This is a genomic window from Sporolactobacillus kofuensis (assembly GCF_024125425.1).
GTDB lineage: Bacteria > Bacillota > Bacilli > Bacillales > Sporolactobacillaceae > Sporolactobacillus > Sporolactobacillus kofuensis.
This window is the reverse complement of sequence record NZ_JAMXWN010000013.1, coordinates 15,670-34,126: the sequence shown is the minus strand read 5'-3', so window position 1 is coordinate 34,126 and position 18,457 is coordinate 15,670. Positions and strand designations below refer to the sequence as shown.

The 18,457-nt window shown below is 41.4% G+C and carries 21 protein-coding genes and 1 pseudogene; 21 read left to right on the top strand and 1 reads right to left on the bottom strand.

Annotated elements, in window-relative coordinates; genetic code table 11:
- Positions 1–17: 17 nt before the first annotated feature.
- Entirely contained in the window at positions 18–1,265 is a 1,248-nt protein-coding gene (locus NIE32_RS11050; protein WP_253077005.1) for an MFS transporter, read from the bottom strand.
- Positions 1,266–1,593: 328 nt separating this feature from the next.
- On the opposite strand from NIE32_RS11050, the gene NIE32_RS11045 reads away from it, so the two are divergent.
- The 21 genes and pseudogenes from NIE32_RS11045 (at position 1,594) to NIE32_RS10945 (ending at position 18,457) form a co-directional block, all read left to right on the top strand.
- Entirely contained in the window at positions 1,594–2,139 is a 546-nt protein-coding gene (locus NIE32_RS11045; protein WP_253076956.1) for an NUDIX hydrolase, read from the top strand.
- A 107-nt stretch (positions 2,140–2,246) separates the two neighbouring features.
- The gene (gene spoIIM, locus NIE32_RS11040; RefSeq protein ID WP_253076955.1) at positions 2,247–2,879 is read left to right on the top strand and encodes a stage II sporulation protein M; all 633 of its coding nucleotides are present in this window, start codon (positions 2,247–2,249) and stop codon (positions 2,877–2,879) included.
- A 242-nt stretch (positions 2,880–3,121) separates the two neighbouring features.
- Positions 3,122–3,622: a ferric iron uptake transcriptional regulator gene (fur, locus tag NIE32_RS11035; RefSeq protein ID WP_253076954.1), complete on the top strand. Its 501-nt coding sequence runs from the start codon at positions 3,122–3,124 to the stop codon at positions 3,620–3,622.
- A gap of 269 nt (positions 3,623–3,891) precedes the next feature.
- A complete protein-coding gene (locus tag NIE32_RS11030; RefSeq protein WP_253076953.1) occupies positions 3,892–4,143 on the top strand; it encodes a DUF4227 family protein in 252 nt (83 codons plus the stop codon).
- Between the two features lie 4 nt (positions 4,144–4,147).
- Positions 4,148–5,050, top strand: coding sequence for a tyrosine-type recombinase/integrase (locus NIE32_RS11025; RefSeq protein WP_253076952.1), 903 nt, complete (start codon positions 4,148–4,150; stop codon positions 5,048–5,050).
- Positions 5,051–5,090: 40 nt separating this feature from the next.
- Positions 5,091–5,899 (top strand): annotated as a pseudogene (locus NIE32_RS11020) (purine-nucleoside phosphorylase).
- Between the two features lie 335 nt (positions 5,900–6,234).
- Positions 6,235–7,407, top strand: coding sequence for a D-alanyl-D-alanine carboxypeptidase family protein (locus NIE32_RS11015; RefSeq protein WP_253076951.1), 1,173 nt, complete (start codon positions 6,235–6,237; stop codon positions 7,405–7,407).
- Between the two features lie 142 nt (positions 7,408–7,549).
- Positions 7,550–7,900: an anti-sigma F factor antagonist gene (gene spoIIAA / locus NIE32_RS11010; protein WP_253076950.1), complete on the top strand. Its 351-nt coding sequence runs from the start codon at positions 7,550–7,552 to the stop codon at positions 7,898–7,900.
- The gene (gene spoIIAB / locus NIE32_RS11005) at positions 7,901–8,341 is read left to right on the top strand and encodes an anti-sigma F factor (protein WP_253076949.1); all 441 of its coding nucleotides are present in this window, start codon (positions 7,901–7,903) and stop codon (positions 8,339–8,341) included. It abuts the gene before it with no gap.
- A 12-nt stretch (positions 8,342–8,353) separates the two neighbouring features.
- Positions 8,354–9,112, top strand: coding sequence for an RNA polymerase sporulation sigma factor SigF (gene sigF / locus NIE32_RS11000; protein WP_253076948.1), 759 nt, complete (start codon positions 8,354–8,356; stop codon positions 9,110–9,112).
- 217 nt (positions 9,113–9,329) lie between these two features.
- Complete coding sequence (gene spoVAC / locus NIE32_RS10995; protein ID WP_253076947.1) at positions 9,330–9,779, top strand: stage V sporulation protein AC; 450 nt, start codon at positions 9,330–9,332, stop codon at positions 9,777–9,779.
- Between the two features lie 15 nt (positions 9,780–9,794).
- The gene (spoVAD, locus tag NIE32_RS10990; protein ID WP_253076946.1) at positions 9,795–10,814 is read left to right on the top strand and encodes a stage V sporulation protein AD; all 1,020 of its coding nucleotides are present in this window, start codon (positions 9,795–9,797) and stop codon (positions 10,812–10,814) included.
- Complete coding sequence (gene spoVAE / locus NIE32_RS10985; protein WP_253076945.1) at positions 10,811–11,161, top strand: stage V sporulation protein AE; 351 nt, start codon at positions 10,811–10,813, stop codon at positions 11,159–11,161. Before spoVAD ends, spoVAE begins: the two co-directional genes overlap by 4 nt.
- A gap of 22 nt (positions 11,162–11,183) precedes the next feature.
- Complete coding sequence (locus tag NIE32_RS10980) at positions 11,184–12,677, top strand: spore germination protein (protein ID WP_253076944.1); 1,494 nt, start codon at positions 11,184–11,186, stop codon at positions 12,675–12,677.
- 108 nt (positions 12,678–12,785) lie between these two features.
- Positions 12,786–14,144: a diaminopimelate decarboxylase gene (gene lysA / locus NIE32_RS10975; protein WP_253076943.1), complete on the top strand. Its 1,359-nt coding sequence runs from the start codon at positions 12,786–12,788 to the stop codon at positions 14,142–14,144.
- Positions 14,145–14,307: 163 nt separating this feature from the next.
- Positions 14,308–14,685 (top strand): GNAT family N-acetyltransferase, encoded by a 378-nt coding sequence (locus NIE32_RS10970; protein ID WP_253076942.1) that lies wholly within the window; start codon positions 14,308–14,310, stop codon positions 14,683–14,685.
- A gap of 98 nt (positions 14,686–14,783) precedes the next feature.
- Positions 14,784–15,572 (top strand): segregation/condensation protein A, encoded by a 789-nt coding sequence (locus NIE32_RS10965; RefSeq protein ID WP_253076941.1) that lies wholly within the window; start codon positions 14,784–14,786, stop codon positions 15,570–15,572.
- Positions 15,541–16,143 (top strand): SMC-Scp complex subunit ScpB, encoded by a 603-nt coding sequence (gene scpB, locus NIE32_RS10960; protein ID WP_253076940.1) that lies wholly within the window; start codon positions 15,541–15,543, stop codon positions 16,141–16,143. Before NIE32_RS10965 ends, scpB begins: the two co-directional genes overlap by 32 nt.
- A gap of 54 nt (positions 16,144–16,197) precedes the next feature.
- Positions 16,198–16,473, top strand: a complete 276-nt coding sequence (locus NIE32_RS10955) for a hypothetical protein (RefSeq protein WP_253076939.1) — start codon at positions 16,198–16,200, stop codon at positions 16,471–16,473.
- A gap of 278 nt (positions 16,474–16,751) precedes the next feature.
- Positions 16,752–17,858 carry a D-alanyl-D-alanine carboxypeptidase family protein gene (locus NIE32_RS10950; RefSeq protein WP_253076938.1) on the top strand — a complete coding sequence of 369 codons (1,107 nt, stop codon included), beginning with the start codon at positions 16,752–16,754 and terminating at the stop codon, positions 17,856–17,858.
- A 5-nt stretch (positions 17,859–17,863) separates the two neighbouring features.
- The gene (locus NIE32_RS10945; protein ID WP_253076937.1) at positions 17,864–18,457 is read left to right on the top strand and encodes a nucleoside recognition domain-containing protein; all 594 of its coding nucleotides are present in this window, start codon (positions 17,864–17,866) and stop codon (positions 18,455–18,457) included.

Sequence of the window (18,457 nt, the reverse complement as noted above, 5' to 3'; positions counted from 1 at the left end):
TTAAACATTTTCCACGCTTAATCATAGTTCCTAATTGCAGGGATAAAGAGACAAATGGCGATCATGAACAGTCCGGACATGCTCAACACGACCATGGCAGAGATGCCGCCAATCATACTTGCAAACCAACCGGTGAATAGATAACCGACCGGAAGCAATGCAAATGATCCGAGCATATCCAGACTTGCTACACGACCGAAAGACTCCGGCTCAACGAATTCCTGGAGACTGGTTTCCCAAATCAATCCAAAAATCATACTTCCTAGCCCTTCTAGAGTCATCAACAAACTAATTACAACCGGACTATGAACAAATGGCATGATCAAAAAAGCGGCAACACCGATACCCACACCAAGGTATGCAATAATTCCGCGGTACCTCCAGGTTTTGCGCATTCCAAAAATAAATGCTGCGAGTGCGGAACCCACTGCCTCACCGGACATTACAAAGCCATATACATAAGAAGGAAAATGATCGTGCACATTAAGTAGCCATGGAATGAGTATCACAATAACACCTGATGTACAAATATTAATGAAGCAAAAAGCGAGAATTGTGACCCAGAGCCACGTGTTATTCTTGATAACTCGAATGCCTCCGAGGCTTTCTTTGAACAAAGAAGATTTTTCCGTTTCTGTTTTAACATTTTTGTTAATCTCGCCTTCCTTTGTCAAAAAAAGAAGACAAATAAATGAAATAAAAAAGGTTAGGGCGTCAATGCCAAAGCCTACAGGAGCCGACCAAAGTGCGACAATCATGCCACCAATCGCCGGACCGATCAAACGCATCCCTTGAACACTGAGCTGATTCAAAGCATTTGCTGAGGTACGGATGTCGGGCGTGAACACAGAAGCCCGCATTGCGGAAAAAGCCGGCTGAAACAGACCGCTACATAGACCAAGCATAACTGCGAAGATGATCAGTAATTGTATCGTTAACAAATGTGTCAATGCTAAACTCATAATTGTTAATGCAATGAAACCTTGAATGAAGTCTGTCAGACGCATGATTTTTGCACGATTATATTTATCAACGATAACGCCTGCAAAGGGAAGCATGAGTACATTGGGCAACATATACGCAGTCATAATCAAACCCATCGCTACTGTTGACTGAGATAAAGAGTAGACGAGTAGTGGAATAATCACACCTGTAATTGATGAGCCAAAATTAGAAAATGTATTGCCGATCCACAAAGAGCGAAAGGCTTGCGACTGATAAACGGGGAGGAGAATTTGAGGAATCTTACACTTAGATTGCATCATTGGTGTATGCCCTTGGCTGTTCACGATTGCCACCTCAATATAGATTGATAAATTCAATAACACTGCTCACACTATAAATCAAAATGGAAGAATAGTCACGACATGATTAATAATAGGTTGCGTAAAATAGTTCTCGGAAAGGGAAATTAGGAAGATTAGGTGCGAGCTGCCTACGGGACTTCCCTACTGATCACGAGTACTTCGGATTCGGAAAATTTGACACAGAGTAATGATCATACAGTTCATAACGTAACGTCTGACTATGATAAAATGAAAAAAGAAATGCGTTCCTAAATAATGGATTTGAGGAAAAAAGGATGTGGAATTAATGGACGGATTAACTGAAAAGAAGAAAAGTTCTCAAGAACTATTTAAAGGAAGAATTGTTCATTTATTTTTGGATAAGGTGCTTTTACCAAATGGTCAGGAATCCACCCGCGAAGTTGTCAAACATCCGGGAGCGGTCGCAATCATTGCTGTGGATGAGGATGGAAAATTGCTTCTTGTAAGACAATATCGCTATCCACTCGACAGTATTATCTTTGAAATTCCTGCGGGAAAGCTTGAACCAGGAGAAGATCCTGATGACTCCGCTCGCCGTGAACTCGAGGAAGAGACGGGCTACCAGTGCAGAGAAATGAAAAAAATTGCCTCATTCTATTCATCACCGGGCTTCTCTGACGAACTCTTACATATCTATTTTACAGATTCTCTCATTAAGAAGGGGGAGCAACATTTAGATCAAGATGAGTTTCTTGAAGTTCGTGCGGTTGACTTGGAAGAAGCCATTAGAATGGCTGAAGATCATCGAATCTATGATGCGAAGTCTATCTATGCAGTTCAATTCATGCAGTTGAGGGCATTACGTCATTAATAAGTGAGAATAGAGCGACAGTAACCGGCTTGGTCATAGTTATCTGAAAAAATCATAGAATGAGATTATAGATTTCAGATGATCGAACGAGTCGGGAGGTCGACAAGATGATTAACGAGCGATTAAAAAAAGCTCTTGCCCAGCATGTACAAGACTATATGTCCCTATATACCTTTGTGACAGGATTACTCCTAATGGGCATTATCTTCGGTGCAATTGTTGTGAATTGTCTTTCCTATGAATCCAGAAGTGATCTTCTTAATTATTTACAACAGTTCTTCGGAGAATTAGCGAAGAATCAAATTGCCGATCCCCAAGCGCTGTTCAAAGAAAGTCTCTTTCACGATCTGCAGTTTCAGATTTTAATCTGGGTGCTTGGGCTCTCAGTGATCGGATTACCGTTCATCTTCTTGCTCATTTTTGTCAAAGGGATGTTCCTTGGCTTTACCGTTGGTTTTCTGATTAGTGAAATGGGGGTAAAGGGGCTATTGACCGTACTGGTCAGTATATTTCCTCAGAATCTATTAACGATCCCTAACTATTTATTTATCGCAGTACTTGCAGTTGCTTTCTCTTTAAAGATGTTCCGACAGTTATTGATGAAAACAAGAAAGCAAGCGATGCTTCCACAGTTTATCAATTATGGTCTGGTATTGGCAAGTACAAGCCTGATTGCTGCCGCTGCTTCAGGATACGAAGCTTATGTATCACCTGTTCTCATAAGGATGATCATTTCGTGAACAGTGTTCTATAAGAAGTTGTCACTATTTTTAAATACAATAATTATAATTTGAAAATGATTATACTTAATTGACACCATTCTCAATAAGGATTATAATTTACCCATGATAGACAGTGGTTTTATTGATAATATGTCATCTTCTTTGACAATTTTCATTCACGATCACCCGCATTGCCGACAACCTCAAATGATTTGTTGCCGATATAACGATGGATTTGTTCTTGCGAAGGAGGGGCTTGTATGGAAGGCAGAATTAATCGAATTAAGAAACAGCTTCATGCTCAAAAATACAAATTGACGCCCCAACGAGAAGCGACAGTCAGAGTCTTGTTGGAAAATGAACAAGATCATCTGAGCGCTGAAGATGTCTATCTTCTTGTGAAGGAGAAAGCTCCTGAAATCGGCCTAGCCACAGTATACCGAACACTTGAGTTATTGTCAGAGTTGAAGATTGTTGACAAAATTAACTTTGGAGATGGCGTCTCGCGTTATGACCTTCGTCGAGAAGGTGCAAGTCACTTTCATCATCATTTGGTTTGCATTGAATGTGGTTCAGTTGATGAAATCCAAGAAGATTTGCTTGGAGAAGTTGAGAAAGTGGTGGAGCGTAAATGGCATTTTAAAGTCAAAGATCATCGCTTGACTTTTCATGGCATTTGCCATCGCTGTTTAGAAAAGCATGAAGAAGAAAATCGTTTGAATAAAGAAAAGGAATTTGAAAAAGAACCTGAAAAAGTATGACCATTTGATCATTAACAGCCTGAGCTATTCAGGCTGTTTTTTCAAAAAATATTTACATTTAAAGTTTTTGTCCGGATAATTCAGCGAAGATGCGAGATCGCCCGCGGCAAGCGAGCAATCAAAGCGCGATGGATACAAATAAGGACTGAAAGTTTGTAATACATAGGAAGAATCTTGACATTTAACTCCTGCTGTCTGCATGTTTTTAGCATCAAAGTTCATATGAATGAATAAGCGATCATTCATGTGAGGACAGGCAGGGGTAAAAAATGAAAAATACTAGTCAAACAACCATTCAATTATTAAAAATGCTGATAGTATTCATTTTATTGACAGCTGTATTTTATTATGGAATGATTTGGATGGATCAACATCAGCAGAATGTCCACCGGTATGAGGAGCCTGGGGCTGGGGCTGCCGAGGTGAGCGCAATAACAACTGGTGGCGAAGGGCAATACATGTTTTGGCATGTTCAGCATGATTATGCAAGGCTTATAGAATTTTTACGAGATGGAGAGTGAGCGATTGAAGAAACAGTTGGATGACTTTTTAGCTGTTCTAATCAAAGATCGTGGTCTCTCAAAAAACACTATTGAGGCCTACAGGAACGACTTGCATCAATATTTGGATTATCTCATTTATCAAGAGCATTGTACTGCTTGGGAAAATGTCACGGACTTGGTTGTGATAAAATATCTCTATTATTTAAAAGATCGAGGCAATGCAACAACGACACAAGCAAGAAAGGCTGCTGCGGTACGTGGATTTCATCGCTACTTACTTCGGAATCATCAGATGACACATGACCCCGCTTATACATTGGAAATTCCGAATGTAGAACCGCGTACATTATCTACCCTCTTGACCATTGACCAGGTAAATAAGCTTCTAAAAGCTCCCGATTCGAGTACAAAGCTCGGAAGACGTGATCGGGCAATGCTCGAATTATTGTATGCCACTGGGATGCGTGTCTCCGAATGCATCCAATTAAATCGTGAACATGTGAATCTTGAACTAGAATTTGTTCAGTGTGTCGGCGGAAAAAAAGGGAGTGAACGGATTATTCCGCTTAACCCTCCTGCAATTGAAGCACTTGACCAATATATGAACATGGATCATGAATCGGCAGAGGAAGAAAAGGCTGAACAGCCTCTATTTATCAATCGATTGAATAGAAGGCTTACAAGGCAAGGGGTTTGGAAGATCCTTAAGCACAATGCTGAAATTGCGGGTCTGGCCATTTCTTTATCACCGGAAACGCTTCGCCAATCCTTAACCGCACACTTGTTGCAAAATGGTGCTTCTCTTGAATTCATTGATGAACTGCTCGGCCGCTCACCTTCCTCTACTGTACTGAGGTATTCTCTTCCGAAGCGACCGCCGTTGAAGAAATTGTACGCAAGTTTCCATCCTCGTGTAAAAGAATAGTATAAAAGATCGTATCGATCGACTGACTGGAGCGATTTACATGAAACCAATAAAAGAAGTTATGGACAAACTCAGACACTATACAAATCAAAAACCCCATATCGGTTTAATCCTAGGCTCCGGTCTCGGGGACCTTGCAGAAGAGATAGCGGATGCGGATCGCATTCCTTACCATTCGCTTCCTCATTTTCCTGAATCAACCGTTAAGGGTCATAAAGGCCAATTTGTGATCGGCGAGCTTGAAGGGAAAACGGTTGTTGCAATGCAAGGACGCTATCACCATTATGAGGGTTACTCTTTGGCACAAGTTGCTTTTCCTGTCTATGTCATGAAGGCAATGGGCATAGAAAAATTGATTGTGACTAATGCATGTGGTGGGATAAATACCTCATTTCAACCAGGCGATTTAATGTTAATTAATGATCACATCAATATGCTCGGGGGTAGCCCACTGATCGGTCCGAATGAAGATGAACTTGGACCGCGATTTCCAGATATGTCGCATGCATATAGTCCGGCATTGATTCATACGGCAAAGCAGGCGCTTCAACACTGAATATTCATGTTCAGGAAGGTGTATATCTTGCAACGCATGGTCCGCAATATGAAACACCGGCTGAAATTCGTATGATGCGCGTGATGGGTGCGGATGCCGTCGGAATGTCTACTGTTCCGGAAGTCACAGCAGCGAGCCATCTAGGACTCGATGTCCTTGGAATTTCTTGTATCACAAATATGGCTTGTGGCATTCTTGATCAGCCGTTGTCGCACAAAGAAGTCATAGAAACGGCTGATCGAGTCAAAGCAGATTTTACTTCCTTAATTAAATCCATTATTCGTTCAATCTAATCAAAAATTAAAAAAGATGAGTTTATGCTAAAAACCCCATGACGTTGGAAATCCAATGCCAAGGGGTTTTTATTTACTCTTTTTTCTTCTATTAAAATAATTCATCAATCATAAGTGTTGCTCATTTGTGTTCCTTTTTAATAATCAACTTATGCCATCATCAATCGCTACTCTATTCTTCTACTCTCACGTGAGAAGTTTGTATAACCATTCAGTGTTCTTAATGAACGTTTGCGTTGTTCATTAATCTAAAGACATATTATTTTGCGTGATTTTCTGTATAAAAGAAATGCTCATGGACAGAATGATAAAGATTATTGTGAGGAGGTTTAGTCATGAGGGTATTTTCTATTTGGACGATTTGTGCCGCACTAATTATTGCGACCTTTCTTCCAGCGGCTGCGGCATTTGCTGAGACAAAAGGAAACACAGATAAGGAGACTGCTAATCTAAAATCGGCAATTGTTATCGAGCAGGAGACTGGGAAGATTCTATTCGAACAAAATGAAAACAAAGAGTTACCACCCGCGAGTATGACAAAGGTCATGACGCTTCTCTTGATCTTTCAAGCATTGGAAAAACACCAAATTTCATTGAAAGATAAAGTGAATGTGAGTGAACACGCCGCGTCCATGGGGGGATCACAGGTATTTCTTGAACCTGGAGAGACAATGACTGTGGACGAACTATTGAATGCGATTTGTATTGCATCAGCTAATGATGCGTCGGTAGCAATGGCGGAATTTCTCGCAGGGTCAGAGAAAGCCTTCGTTGCTAATATGAATCGGGAAGCAAAGAAATTAGGCTTAACACATACTCATTTTGTTAATCCTACTGGATTGCCAATAACGGATCATTACACAACGGCTCACGATATGGCGGTGATGGCTCGAGCACTTTTGCAACATCCTAAAGTACTCCACTACACATCAAAATATGAAGACTATCTGCGTGAAAACACGGATAAGAAATTTTGGCTTGTCAATACGAATAAACTCATAAAGACCTACCCAGGGGCTGATGGACTAAAGACCGGATTTACAAACGAAGCAAAATATTGTCTCACAGCGACTGCAAAAAGGAACGGAATGCGTGTTATCGCAGTGGTCATGGGCGCACCAACTCCGAAAGAACGAAATAAAGAGATTGCAGCCTTAATGGATAATGCATTTGCAGCCTATATGACAAAACCACTACTTAAAAAGAATAAAACAGTGGCATTGGTTAAGGTCAATAAAGGAGAACATGCAGAAGTCCCAATTGTAACAAAACGTCCCGCTGTTCTCCTTCTCAAAAAAGGAGAGAGCACGAAGGGACTGAAGAAATCTATTCAAATGAAAGGCACTTTACAGGCGCCAATTAAATCAGGAACTGTTGTCGGTCATTTTATCGTTAAAAAGAAAAACATCGTAATCTCCAAAACACCACTTATTGTTAAAGAAAATGTGAAGCGTGCTTCGTGGTGGCAATTATTTAAACGCAGTGCAGGTTCAATTCTGACCCATTGATGATCTTCTTGTTCATTGACTTTCAGAAGTAATTCTTTGCCGAATCCGCACTAGTTCTGTCGTCATGCAGGAGCATCAAAGGACAAGAGAGAAATAGAACAGTGAATCACTAAACAATCCATTCAGGGAGGGGCGTACAGCATTGAGTTTAACAATGGATCTCGAGGTAAAGTTCGGCGTGCTGTGTATCCGGCTTGAGGGTGAACTTGACCATCATACGGCAGATGAATTAAGAGAAAAAGTGAACGCGATTATGGAAGAACAAATGGTGCACCATATTTTATTAAATCTAGGAAAGTTATCTTTTATGGACAGTTCGGGTCTTGGGGTCATTCTCGGGCGCTACAAACGTATTTCAGGATTAGGTGGGGAAATGGTGGTATGTTCGATTTCTCCGGCCGTCCGTCGCTTGTTCGAATTAAGTGGTATGTTTAAAATCATTCGCTTGGAGACTGATGAAGATTATGCGCTCCATACACTGGGGGTGGCCTAATTGAGAAATGAAATGTCACTGACTTTCTCGGCAATGAGTACGAATGAATCCTTTGCCAGAGTCACCGTTGCTGCATTCGTTGCTCAGCTTGACCCGACATTGGATGAATTGACAGAAATTAAGACTGTCGTCTCTGAGGCAGTAACGAACTGTATCATTCATGGTTATGAGAATAGCGGTGAAGGTAAAGTGGAACTGAACACAATCATTGAAGACGGAATGGTGACGTTAACCATTCATGATGATGGCGTTGGCATTAAAAATATCGAACAGGCAAAGCAACCACTGTATACGTCAAAACCGGAATTGGAACGGTCCGGTATGGGCTTTACGATTATGGAAAATTTTATGGATCATATCACGATTGTGACGAAAGAAGGCAAAGGAACCACACTCATCATGACCAAGGAAATTGCCCGAAATCGAGCAGTATGTAAGTAGGGAGACATGCAAATGGAGCTTGATCGCAAAATGGCGTCTAGAGAACCGTTGCTTGATGATGAAGAAGTAAAGCAACTGATCCAACAGAGCCAATCTGGAGATCATGAAGCACGTGATCGGCTTGTCCAGAAGAATATGCGCTTGGTTTGGTCGGTTGTGCAACGATTTATTAATCGTGGCTATGAACCAGATGATCTCTTTCAAATTGGCTGTATTGGTCTACTAAAATCAGTCGATAAATTTGATTTGTCCTATGACGTACGTTTTTCAACCTATGCTGTTCCGATGATCATTGGGGAAATCCAGCGGTTTATCCGAGATGATGGTGTTGTCAAAGTAAGTCGCTCACTAAAAGAAACTGGGATAAAAGTGAGAAAGAAAAGGGACGAACTTTCGAAACATTTGGGTCGAAATCCAACAGTTAGTGAACTGGCTGACGCACTCGATCTTACTCCTGAAGACATTGTCCTTTCTCAAGAAGCTATTCGTGCACCATCGTCCATTCATGAGACAGTTTTTGAGAATGACGGAGACCCAATAACCATATTGGATCAAATTTCAGATAGTGAGAGTAATAAATGGTTTGATAAAATGGTTGTACGAGAAGCTGTGGAGCAATTGAATGATCGAGAAAAACTGATTGTGTATCTACGCTACTATAAGGATCAGACACAAACAGAAGTAGCTGAACGTCTCGGTATTTCTCAAGTTCAAGTGTCCCGATTAGAAAAAAAGATTCTTGAAGAAATCAAAAGCCAGATGGCCGAATAACGGTCATCTGGCTTTTGATTTTTGTCATGCATATCAGTGGAACTGCTCTGTTTATTCTCAAAGAAACAAGGACTTGCGGTGTTTTGTCCGGATTTTCTCAAAGTCATTTTCTCAGCCTGCGTAAAAAACCTCTTTCTTTTGTTATTGATTTAAGCATAATTAACAGCAACTGGCAAATACTAATCTTCAGCAAAGTTCGTGAAAGGAGTTTTTCTTGATGCTAAACGATCCGAAAAATTACAAAGAAAACGTGGCTGCGTATCAACCAAAGATTCCTTACTTTAAGAATTGCCTGAATGCCTTTCTGGTTGGAGGTTTTATTTGTGTCATTGGACAGGGAATTCAAACCTTTTTTATGTACGTTTTACACTTTTCAAAACAATCGGCTGGCAATCCAACCGTTGCAACGCTCATTCTGATTTCCGCATTGATGACAGGGTTTGGGGTCTATGACAAGATTGCAAAATTTGCCGGAGCCGGAACGATTGTCCCTGTGACCGGATTTGCAAACTCAATCACGAGCAGCGCGCTCGAGCATAAGAGCGAAGGCATTGTGCTTGGCATTGCGACCAATTTGTTCCAACTGGCCGGTGAAGTGATTGTCTTTGGTGTTGTATCGGCGGCTGTTCTTGGTGTGCTCAGGCTCTTTATCGAACAGTTGATGTGAAAGAGGGGAATTGACGTGGGAAAAGTGAGAAAGCAAACGTGGCGATTTGAACATCCAATATATCTTGCTGCGACGGGAACTGTTGTCGGTCCATTGGAGGCAAGAGGACCACTTTCAGGAAGTTTTGACAAAGAATATGAACATCTAAATTGTGGAGAAAAAAGTTGGACCGAAGCTGAACGCGCATTGCTTCGTCGTGCCATTTCCTTCTGCCTCGCAAAGGCAGGAAAAGCAGAAGGGGACATCGATCTGTTCTTGGCGGGAGATTTAATGGATCAAACCGTAACATCTAATTTTTTGGCGCGGGAGAATCGTATCCCATTTTTGGGCATGTTCGGGGCGTGCTCAACATCTATGGAAACCTTGGCAGTTGGTGCTCAATTGGTAGATAGCGGTTTTGCAAAAAATGTCCTGTGCGCAGTGAGTAGCCATAATGCGACAGCGGAACGGCAATTTCGTTATCCGACGGAATATGGTGGCCCATCGAAACTTACTCAAACCTTTACCGTAACAGGCGCAGGTGCAACGATTGTAACGAGGGAACCGGGTAAGGTGATGGTGAAAGAGGCAACGATCGGACGGGTCATCGACTGGGGTATTGATGATGCAAGTAATCTTGGTACCGCTATGGCACCTGCGGCTGCGGATACAATTTGGACCCATTTTCAAGATACCGGAAGAAATCCTAAAGATTACGACATGATTGTAACCGGCGACCTTTCGAGCGTCGGTTCACCGATTCTTAATGAACTATTACTGGAAAAAGGACTTGATATTACTGAAGTGCACCACGATTGCGGGACTATGATCTACACTTCTGATCAGCCTGTGAATGCAGGGGGGAGCGGTTGTGCATGTTCGGCAGTTGTGACCTACGGATACTTATGCAAACGTCTAGCGGAAGGATCACTCCACCGCGTGCTCATCGTTGCAACGGGTGCATTACTAAACAGTGCGACACCAAAGGAAAAAGATACCATTCCGTGTATCGCACATGGTGTTGTCTTAGAATCAGCAAAGGGGGATGCGCAGTGATATTTCTTTATGCATTTCTAGTAGGCGGGGGTATTTGCGTCATTGGCCAGATCATGATGGATGTATTTAAGTTAACACCTGCCCATGTTGTTGCTACATTTGTAGTACTCGGTGCTGCATTGGATGTCTTTGGCATCTATGATCGTTTAATTGATTTTGCCGGTGCCGGTGCAACCGTACCGATTACCAGCTTTGGACATTCTCTATTGCATGGCGCTATGTCGGAAGGGCATGATCATGGTTATCTCGGGATTGCAATGGGCATTTTTAAATTAACATCTGCAGGAATTACATCAGCAATCCTGTTTGGCTTTATTATTGCGCTCATTTTTAAGCCTAAAGGTTAACTTCAGATTGAGAGGATAGAGCATGGAGAATCAAAAAAGTAAAAAAGCAATCACAAAGGACATCTATGAAAATGCAGAAGTCATGCAACAAGTCCTCGATTTCGGACCACATAATTTTGATGTCGGCTTACGTGAGTTACAGTTACTTGGTCGAGAAAGCCGAATATACTATACAAACAGTTTAGTGGATTCGAGTATTCTTGTCATTATGATGCGGGAGTTTATGCGCCTCTCGAATCAAAACACGAGTCAGGATCTGGACGTGTATAAAATCATTAAGCAACATTTAGTACATCAACAGGTTGAGGAAATCACGACAATTGATGATGCGGTCGATAAAATGTTGACCGGACGCATTGTGGTGCTGATTGATGGAGAGACCAAAGGTCTTTGTGTTGATCTCAGGCACTATCCTGGGAGGCAGCCACAGGAACCTGATGTCGAAAAAGTAGTACGTGGATCCAAGGATGGTTTTACTGAAAATATTATTGAAAATTCAGGTCTGATTCGGAGACGGATCCGCGACCCACGTTTTCGATGCGATCTCTTACAGGTTGGTGTACGCTCCAAAACAGATGTATGTTTATGTTACTTAAAAGATGTTGCCAATCCGGGCTTAATTCATACGATCAAGAAGGAACTGAAAGCAATCAATGTCGATGGTATACCGATGGCGGATAATGCGATTGAAGAATTTATTTTAAAGCAGGGGTGGAATCCCTTTCCACTTGTGCGCTATACAGGACGACCGGATGTCGCCGCATCCCATCTGCTGGAAGGTCATGTGGTCATCATTACGGATACCTCACCAAGTGTCATGATCTTACCAACGACTTTTTTTCATCATATTCAACACGCAGAAGAATATCGCCAAGTAACAGCTTCGGGGGCATTGCTACGCTGGTTTCGATTTATCGCTATCCTTGCTTCTATTTTCCTTGTCCCTTTATGGCTTCTGCTCGTGAAGGATCATTTACTACCAGATTTTCTTAACTTCATTGGACCAAATGTTAAAGATTACCATATCCCGCTGCTTATTCAAATTCTGATCGCAGAAGTCGGCATTGAGACCTTAAGACTGGCGGCAATTCATACGCCTACTGCCTTATCAACTGCACTTGGCTTGATCGCCGCTGTTCTCGTCGGACAAATTGCGATTGAAGCAGGTGTTTTTGTAAATGAAGTGATTCTTTATACATCTGTCGCAGCAATTGGTGGATTTGCAACACCAAGCTATGAGCTACAGTTAGCGAACAAAATGGTACGCATCTTGCTTATCCTAGCTGCAGGATTGTTCCACGTACCAGGCTTTATGCTCGCGTCAACGTTGTTTATCATTTATCTGTCGCATGTCCGTAATCTGAATACACCCTATCTATGGCCTTTCATTCCATTTAATGCAACAGGTCTCTACAACATAATGATTCGACGTGCATTGCCGACATCCGTGATCAGGCCGAGCATTGTTCGTCCGTTAGATAGATTTCGACAACCCGAGAAAAGCAAGGCTAAATGAAACTTGTCTTCAAGGAGTAATCATGATACACTATCACTAAATTTTGACTGTATATACTTAAAATTGATCGTGGGATAAAGAGAAAAGTAGAGATTATTCCTTGGGTTTATGCATGTTATTTGCTTGACGGGAGAGGGTGTTTTTTTGTACGGTACACAAGCGATTAATGGAAAAGGGCATTTAAGTATTGGTGGCGTGGATACAACCGATCTCGTCAAAGAATTCGGTACACCGCTTTATGTATATGATACGGCTTTAATAAAAGAAAAAATAAATGCATTTAAAAATGCGTTTCGTGCGTTTGATAATCTGGAATGGCAAGTCGCGTATGCAAGCAAAGCATTTTCGACGATTGCCATGATTCAATTGATTGATGAACAGGGACTCTCATTGGATGTTGTTTCCGGAGGAGAGCTGTTCACGGCATTGAAAGCAGGCTTATCGCCAGAACGTATACATTTTCATGGGAATAATAAGTCAGCAGATGAACTCGCGTTGGCTCTCGATGCCAAAATTGGTGCAGTTATTGTTGATAATTTCTTTGAACTTGAATTACTGGAAAAAATGTGTTCAGAACGTAATCAGGCTATAGACATTTTGCTTCGCGTAACGCCTGGGGTCGAAGCTCATACCCATGAATTTATCATGACTGGACAGGATGATTCGAAATTTGGCTTTAATTTAGATGATGGAATGGCCGAACGTGCAGTGAAACAAGCAATGACTTCTGATCATTTGAATTTAAAAGGGATTCATTCACATATTGGCTCTCAGATTTTCGAAACAGATGGTTTTGCCCGATCGATTCAAGTCATGATCCATCATGCAGACGCGTGGCGAAGAGAATTCGGCTTTCATCTAGAAGTACTTAATGTTGGAGGCGGGTTTGGGATCAAGTATACAGAATCCGATCAGCCGTTACCGATTCGCAATTATATCGAAACGATTGTGCAAACGACACGTAAGGAATGCGCGCGATATCAGTTATCAATGCCTGCCATATGGGTGGAACCCGGGCGGTCCATTGTTGGTGAATCGGGTACGACGCTCTATACCGCAGGCGCATCAAAAACGATTCCTGGAATTAGAAAATATCTTTCCGTTGATGGAGGTATGTCAGATAATATCCGACCATCACTTTATCAGGCAAAATATGATGCGATTTGTGCAAATAAAGCAAACGAGATTACCGATACAGAGATGACACTGGCGGGAAAGTGCTGTGAATCCGGAGATATTCTGATCAAGGATGCCTTCTTGCCTGAATCGTGCACGAGTGGTGATTTGATTGCTGTTTTTTCGACCGGTGCCTACGGATATTCGATGGCAAGTCATTATAACCGTATTCCCAATGCTGCGGTTGTGTTTATAGAAAATGGTGAGGTGTCCCTAGCTGTAAGAAGGGAAAGCTTTGACGACCTGATCCGGAACGACCTACCGATTAAGAAATTGTCGCGAAGAGATTAATGATCTTTAAGGGATACTCATTTGGTTGCACACCTTTTTCAACGTTATTGAGTGATGAGATGCACACTTTCCTACTTTTGGTTATAATATAGACTGTACCAATTACATTCATATAAAGCCATTGATGAAATTCTTGTTATCTCATAGTTATGAGGGGTTCAAAATGCTGATTCGCTATAAGAAGAGTTACGAAAAGATAGCCATGGGTCTGCTATCTTTTATCCCGTCTGAGAAAGAAATTAAGCTACTTTTGCAAACGGTAAAGAAATATGAAGAAGAAGACAGTTGGCAGCTGTTCTTATGGAAAGATGATGAAGACATTCTTGGTGTCATCGGAATTCAGATGATTTCCGATGACGAAGCTGTTATTGAACACATCAGTGTCAATCCTTCGTATCGAGCAGAGGGAGTCGGAAAGAAAATGATTTTTGAACTGGGCAAATTGCTCGGAGATAAAATTCGACTTGCTCCATCCCAAGCCATCCAGTCTTACTTTGATAAATGTTTTGAAGAAGGCGATGAAAAGGAAACCAATTCTTGATGATGGTTTCTTTTTTTTGCTAGATAAGAAAGTTCATCTTTTTTGCGTAAAAATAAAGCGAAGATACGAGAATGCCTGCGGGATCAGGGGGATAAATTTTGGAGTACAAAGTAAAAATCGATGCTTTCGAAGGTCCTCTTGATTTACTTCTGCATCTGATTAAAAAACTTGAAATTGACATTTACGACATTCCGGTTGCTGAGATTACGGATCAGTATATGGATTTTATTCATCAAATGCAAAAACTAGAATTAGATATTGCAAGCGAATATTTGCTAATGGCAGCACAATTAATTGCAATGAAGAGTAGGATGTTGCTGCCAAAACCGGAGCTTGATCAAGAAGATAGTGATGAACCATATGAAGATCCGGAAATGGCTCGACAAGCATTGATGCAGCAGCTTATTGATTATCGCCAATTTAAAGAAGCGGCAGAGGCGTTAAAGGTTCATGAAGGTGAACGCATGCAATTGTTTGCAAAACCACCAACAGACTTAAGTGAATACGAAAACAATGATCTAACTGCGATCCCAATTGCTGGACGAGCAACAGTTCATGATATGCTTCATGCTTTTCAACGGGTAATACTTAAGCATAAATTGGAGCAACCATTGAGTACAAAAATTGACCGACAAGTGCTACCGATTGGTCAGCAGATGAGCAATGTTATGGATAAATTAAGAAAAACGAACATCCCGCTGTCTTTCCAATCTATTTTTTTGTACACGGATCGCTCTCATCTTATTGTTACTTTTCTTGCTTTGTTAGAGTTGATGAAAATGAATGCAATTGTGTGTAATCAGAGTAAGAATTTTGATGACATCATGATTATTCTTGGAGAAGGAGCAGATAATTTTGAAGCAAGCGAAGATTCGTTCGATTATTGAGGGACTGCTCTATCTTACAGGCGAGGATGGACTTACCATAGATCAGATCAGTAAAGTCATTCCCGAGTGCTCGATTCAGGAACTCTCAAATCAGATTGAACAAATGAAAATGGCTTACAATCAGAATGAGTCCAGTGGCATCATGATTGTCGATATGCCGAATGGGTTTCGATTAACCACCAAACCATTCATGGCTGATTATGCTGAACAGTTTGCCGTCATTCCAAAGACAGCACCATTGTCTCAAGCAGCACTCGAAACGGTCGCCATTATTGCGTATAAACAACCCGTATCCCGAATATCTATTGAAGAGATTCGTGGTGTTAAATCAGAGCGTGCTTTACAGACTTTGATGGTAAAAGGGCTTATTAAAGAGGTTGGGCGTGCAGAAGGAAGCGGACGTGCAATTCTGTACGGGGTAACCTCACTCTTCCTTGATTATTTCGGACTACATGATCTTAGTGAATTACCGCCACTCGTTGAAATGATGAAAAATCAAAACGAGCAAATGGATGCATATGATCTCTTTTACGATCATTATAAAGAAACGATTAACGAACTTTCAGAATAACTGTTTCGCGCAGCATGAACAAGCTTTTAGGGTACTTTACAGAAGGTATGGGACATGTTTGAATTTTTTCAAGCGTATTGGAAATCATTTAGTGAGCGTCATCGGGAGCAAGTCATTTCTTTTGGCTTATCCACGCCAATATTGACCCTAATCCCTGCTTTTCTCTTTATTATTATTCTCCACGGATCGATGGCGGAAGGGGTGACCATTCTGCTGTTGCTTGTATCGCTTACCCTTCTCGTGAGCATACCGATTTTTTTACTCTTTCTTACTCCGTTTCACTCTCGGATTTTCCAAATAATCTGGGTGATGCTTAAGTTTGTTTTTTGATCTTCTGGATGATCCTCTTTCAGATCGCTGGTGTTTACATTTGAATTGAAAGTCAAGTCATGAATCATATTCTGTTTGTCCCGGCATAACTTGTAGTGAAGGGTGTCCAAGTTATCCGGGAATCGTGTACATTTACGTTTCAATGTAATGATTTGAGATGACCAGGCTATCTTATGCCTGATCCTCCCGGTGCTTTATCCCTTGTAGGAAAGATCTTAAATCGATCAGAACAGGGGATGGAAATTGTGGGGATCATGATAAAGAGAGCTTGTTTTTTTATGTTTTGCTTGCTACTCATCTTTTCCTTCATTCCGAATGTGGCGCGAGCGGACGGACCATCTGTGTCCGCACAATCAGCCATACTCATGGATCAAGCATCAGGACGTGTCCTATTCAAGCAGAACAGCAATGAAAAGTTACCAATAGCAAGCATTACAAAAGTAATGACAGCGATCATTGCCATTGAATCAGGGAAAATGAATCGGAAGGTGACAGTCAGTCAAGAGGCACTCAGAACAGAAGGTTCTTCGATATACCTGAAGGCGGGGGAAAGGATTAAACTCAAGGAACTTGTCTATGGACTGATGCTCCGTTCTGGGAATGATGCCTCGCGGGCGATTGCTGAAGCAGTATCTGGAAGTGAATCAGGATTTGTGCTGATAATGAATGAAAAAGCACGAGAGCTGGGCATGATGGATTCCCACTTTATGAATCCAAATGGTCTAGAACATCTCGATCATTATTCTACTGCGTATGATATGGCCCTTTTAATGCGTTATGCAATGGGAAATGCACAATTTAGAAAAATTGCCGGTACGCGCATTCATCGTGTACCAGCAACCAATAAAGAAGTTTCTCGTGTTTGGAAAAATAAAAATAAAATGCTCCATTTATATAAATATGCGACAGGTGGAAAGACAGGATTTACTAAAAAAGCGAGAAGAACGTTGATTTCAACAGCTTCAAAGAACGGTCTGGATTTGATTGTGGTTACGTTAAATGATGGTGACGACTGGAAGGATCATCAGAGTTTATTTGAATGGGCATTTGCAAATTATAAACCTGTTCAATTAACAAGAAAGGGAAAACTGAAGGCAAGGGTTGCCTCATTTTATAGTGGAAAGTTAGTCATCGATCGTGTACTTACACTCCCGCTTACGAAAGATGAGCAAAAATCAGTTCGGAAAAGCTTGGTATTGCTGAATCTGCACCATGAGAAGCATTGGCAACCAGAAGGACCAGTGGGGAGACTGACAATTAAAGTTAACCATAACGCGCTTGCCTCTGTTCCTGTTTATTATCAACAAAACGCAAAGAAAAAATCAGGCTTCTGGTCACGATTTAATGGTTTTCTTCATGCAATTATGACCGGAGAAAGTCGGTAGCGCATATGATTAATATTATTTGGGTTGCCTTATTTCTTATCGGTTTGATCTATGCTGCCATTCATGGAACGATTGACGAAGTCAACAAGGAACTCTTTGCATCCGCTTCTGCTGCGATCGAAATCTGTATTGGTTTGATTAGTATTCTTATCTTTTGGTTAGGTCTGATGAAAATTGCAGAGAAATCTGGCCTGCTTGAGAAGTTGAGTAGCTTATTCCGCCCCATCATGAGAAAAATATTTCCTGAAGTACCACCGGACCATCCAGCTATGGGTTACATCTTGTCGAATACAATTGCCAATATGTTTGGATTGGGAAATGCTGCCACACCAATGGGGATAAAAGCGATGGAAGAACTAAAAAAATTGAATGGTGGCCGCTCTACACCAAGCCGTTCGATGATCACACTATTGGCGCTTAACACTTCCGGACTGACACTTGTTCCGACGACGGTGATTGCAATCAGGATGAAGTATAATGCGGTTTCGCCTACTGATATCGTCGGCCCTACGCTTATCGCGACTTGCTGCACGACACTTGCTGCATTACTGATTGATCGTTTTTTTTATTATCGCCGAACCAGAAAGGGGAGAAAATAG

Bases quoted from the DNA above. Each gene is read 5' to 3' on its own strand.
- NIE32_RS10945 (WP_253076937.1), top strand. From the start codon at position 17,864: ATGATTAATATTATTTGGGTTGCCTTATTTCTTATCGGTTTGATCTAT.
- lysA (WP_253076943.1), top strand. From the start codon at position 12,786: ATGCATGTTATTTGCTTGACGGGAGAGGGTGTTTTTTTGTACGGTACA.
- NIE32_RS11050 (WP_253077005.1), bottom strand. From the start codon at position 1,265: ATGATGCAATCTAAGTGTAAGATTCCTCAAATTCTCCTCCCCGTTTAT.
- spoIIM (WP_253076955.1), top strand. From the start codon at position 2,247: ATGATTAACGAGCGATTAAAAAAAGCTCTTGCCCAGCATGTACAAGAC.
- fur (WP_253076954.1), top strand. From the start codon at position 3,122: ATGGAAGGCAGAATTAATCGAATTAAGAAACAGCTTCATGCTCAAAAA.
- NIE32_RS10980 (WP_253076944.1), top strand. From the start codon at position 11,184: ATGGAGAATCAAAAAAGTAAAAAAGCAATCACAAAGGACATCTATGAA.
- NIE32_RS10950 (WP_253076938.1), top strand. From the start codon at position 16,752: ATGTTTTGCTTGCTACTCATCTTTTCCTTCATTCCGAATGTGGCGCGA.
- NIE32_RS11015 (WP_253076951.1), top strand. From the start codon at position 6,235: ATGAGGGTATTTTCTATTTGGACGATTTGTGCCGCACTAATTATTGCG.
- sigF (WP_253076948.1), top strand. From the start codon at position 8,354: ATGGAGCTTGATCGCAAAATGGCGTCTAGAGAACCGTTGCTTGATGAT.
- NIE32_RS10970 (WP_253076942.1), top strand. From the start codon at position 14,308: ATGCTGATTCGCTATAAGAAGAGTTACGAAAAGATAGCCATGGGTCTG.
- NIE32_RS11030 (WP_253076953.1), top strand. From the start codon at position 3,892: ATGAAAAATACTAGTCAAACAACCATTCAATTATTAAAAATGCTGATA.
- NIE32_RS10955 (WP_253076939.1), top strand. From the start codon at position 16,198: ATGTTTGAATTTTTTCAAGCGTATTGGAAATCATTTAGTGAGCGTCAT.
- spoVAC (WP_253076947.1), top strand. From the start codon at position 9,330: ATGCTAAACGATCCGAAAAATTACAAAGAAAACGTGGCTGCGTATCAA.
- NIE32_RS11045 (WP_253076956.1), top strand. From the start codon at position 1,594: ATGGACGGATTAACTGAAAAGAAGAAAAGTTCTCAAGAACTATTTAAA.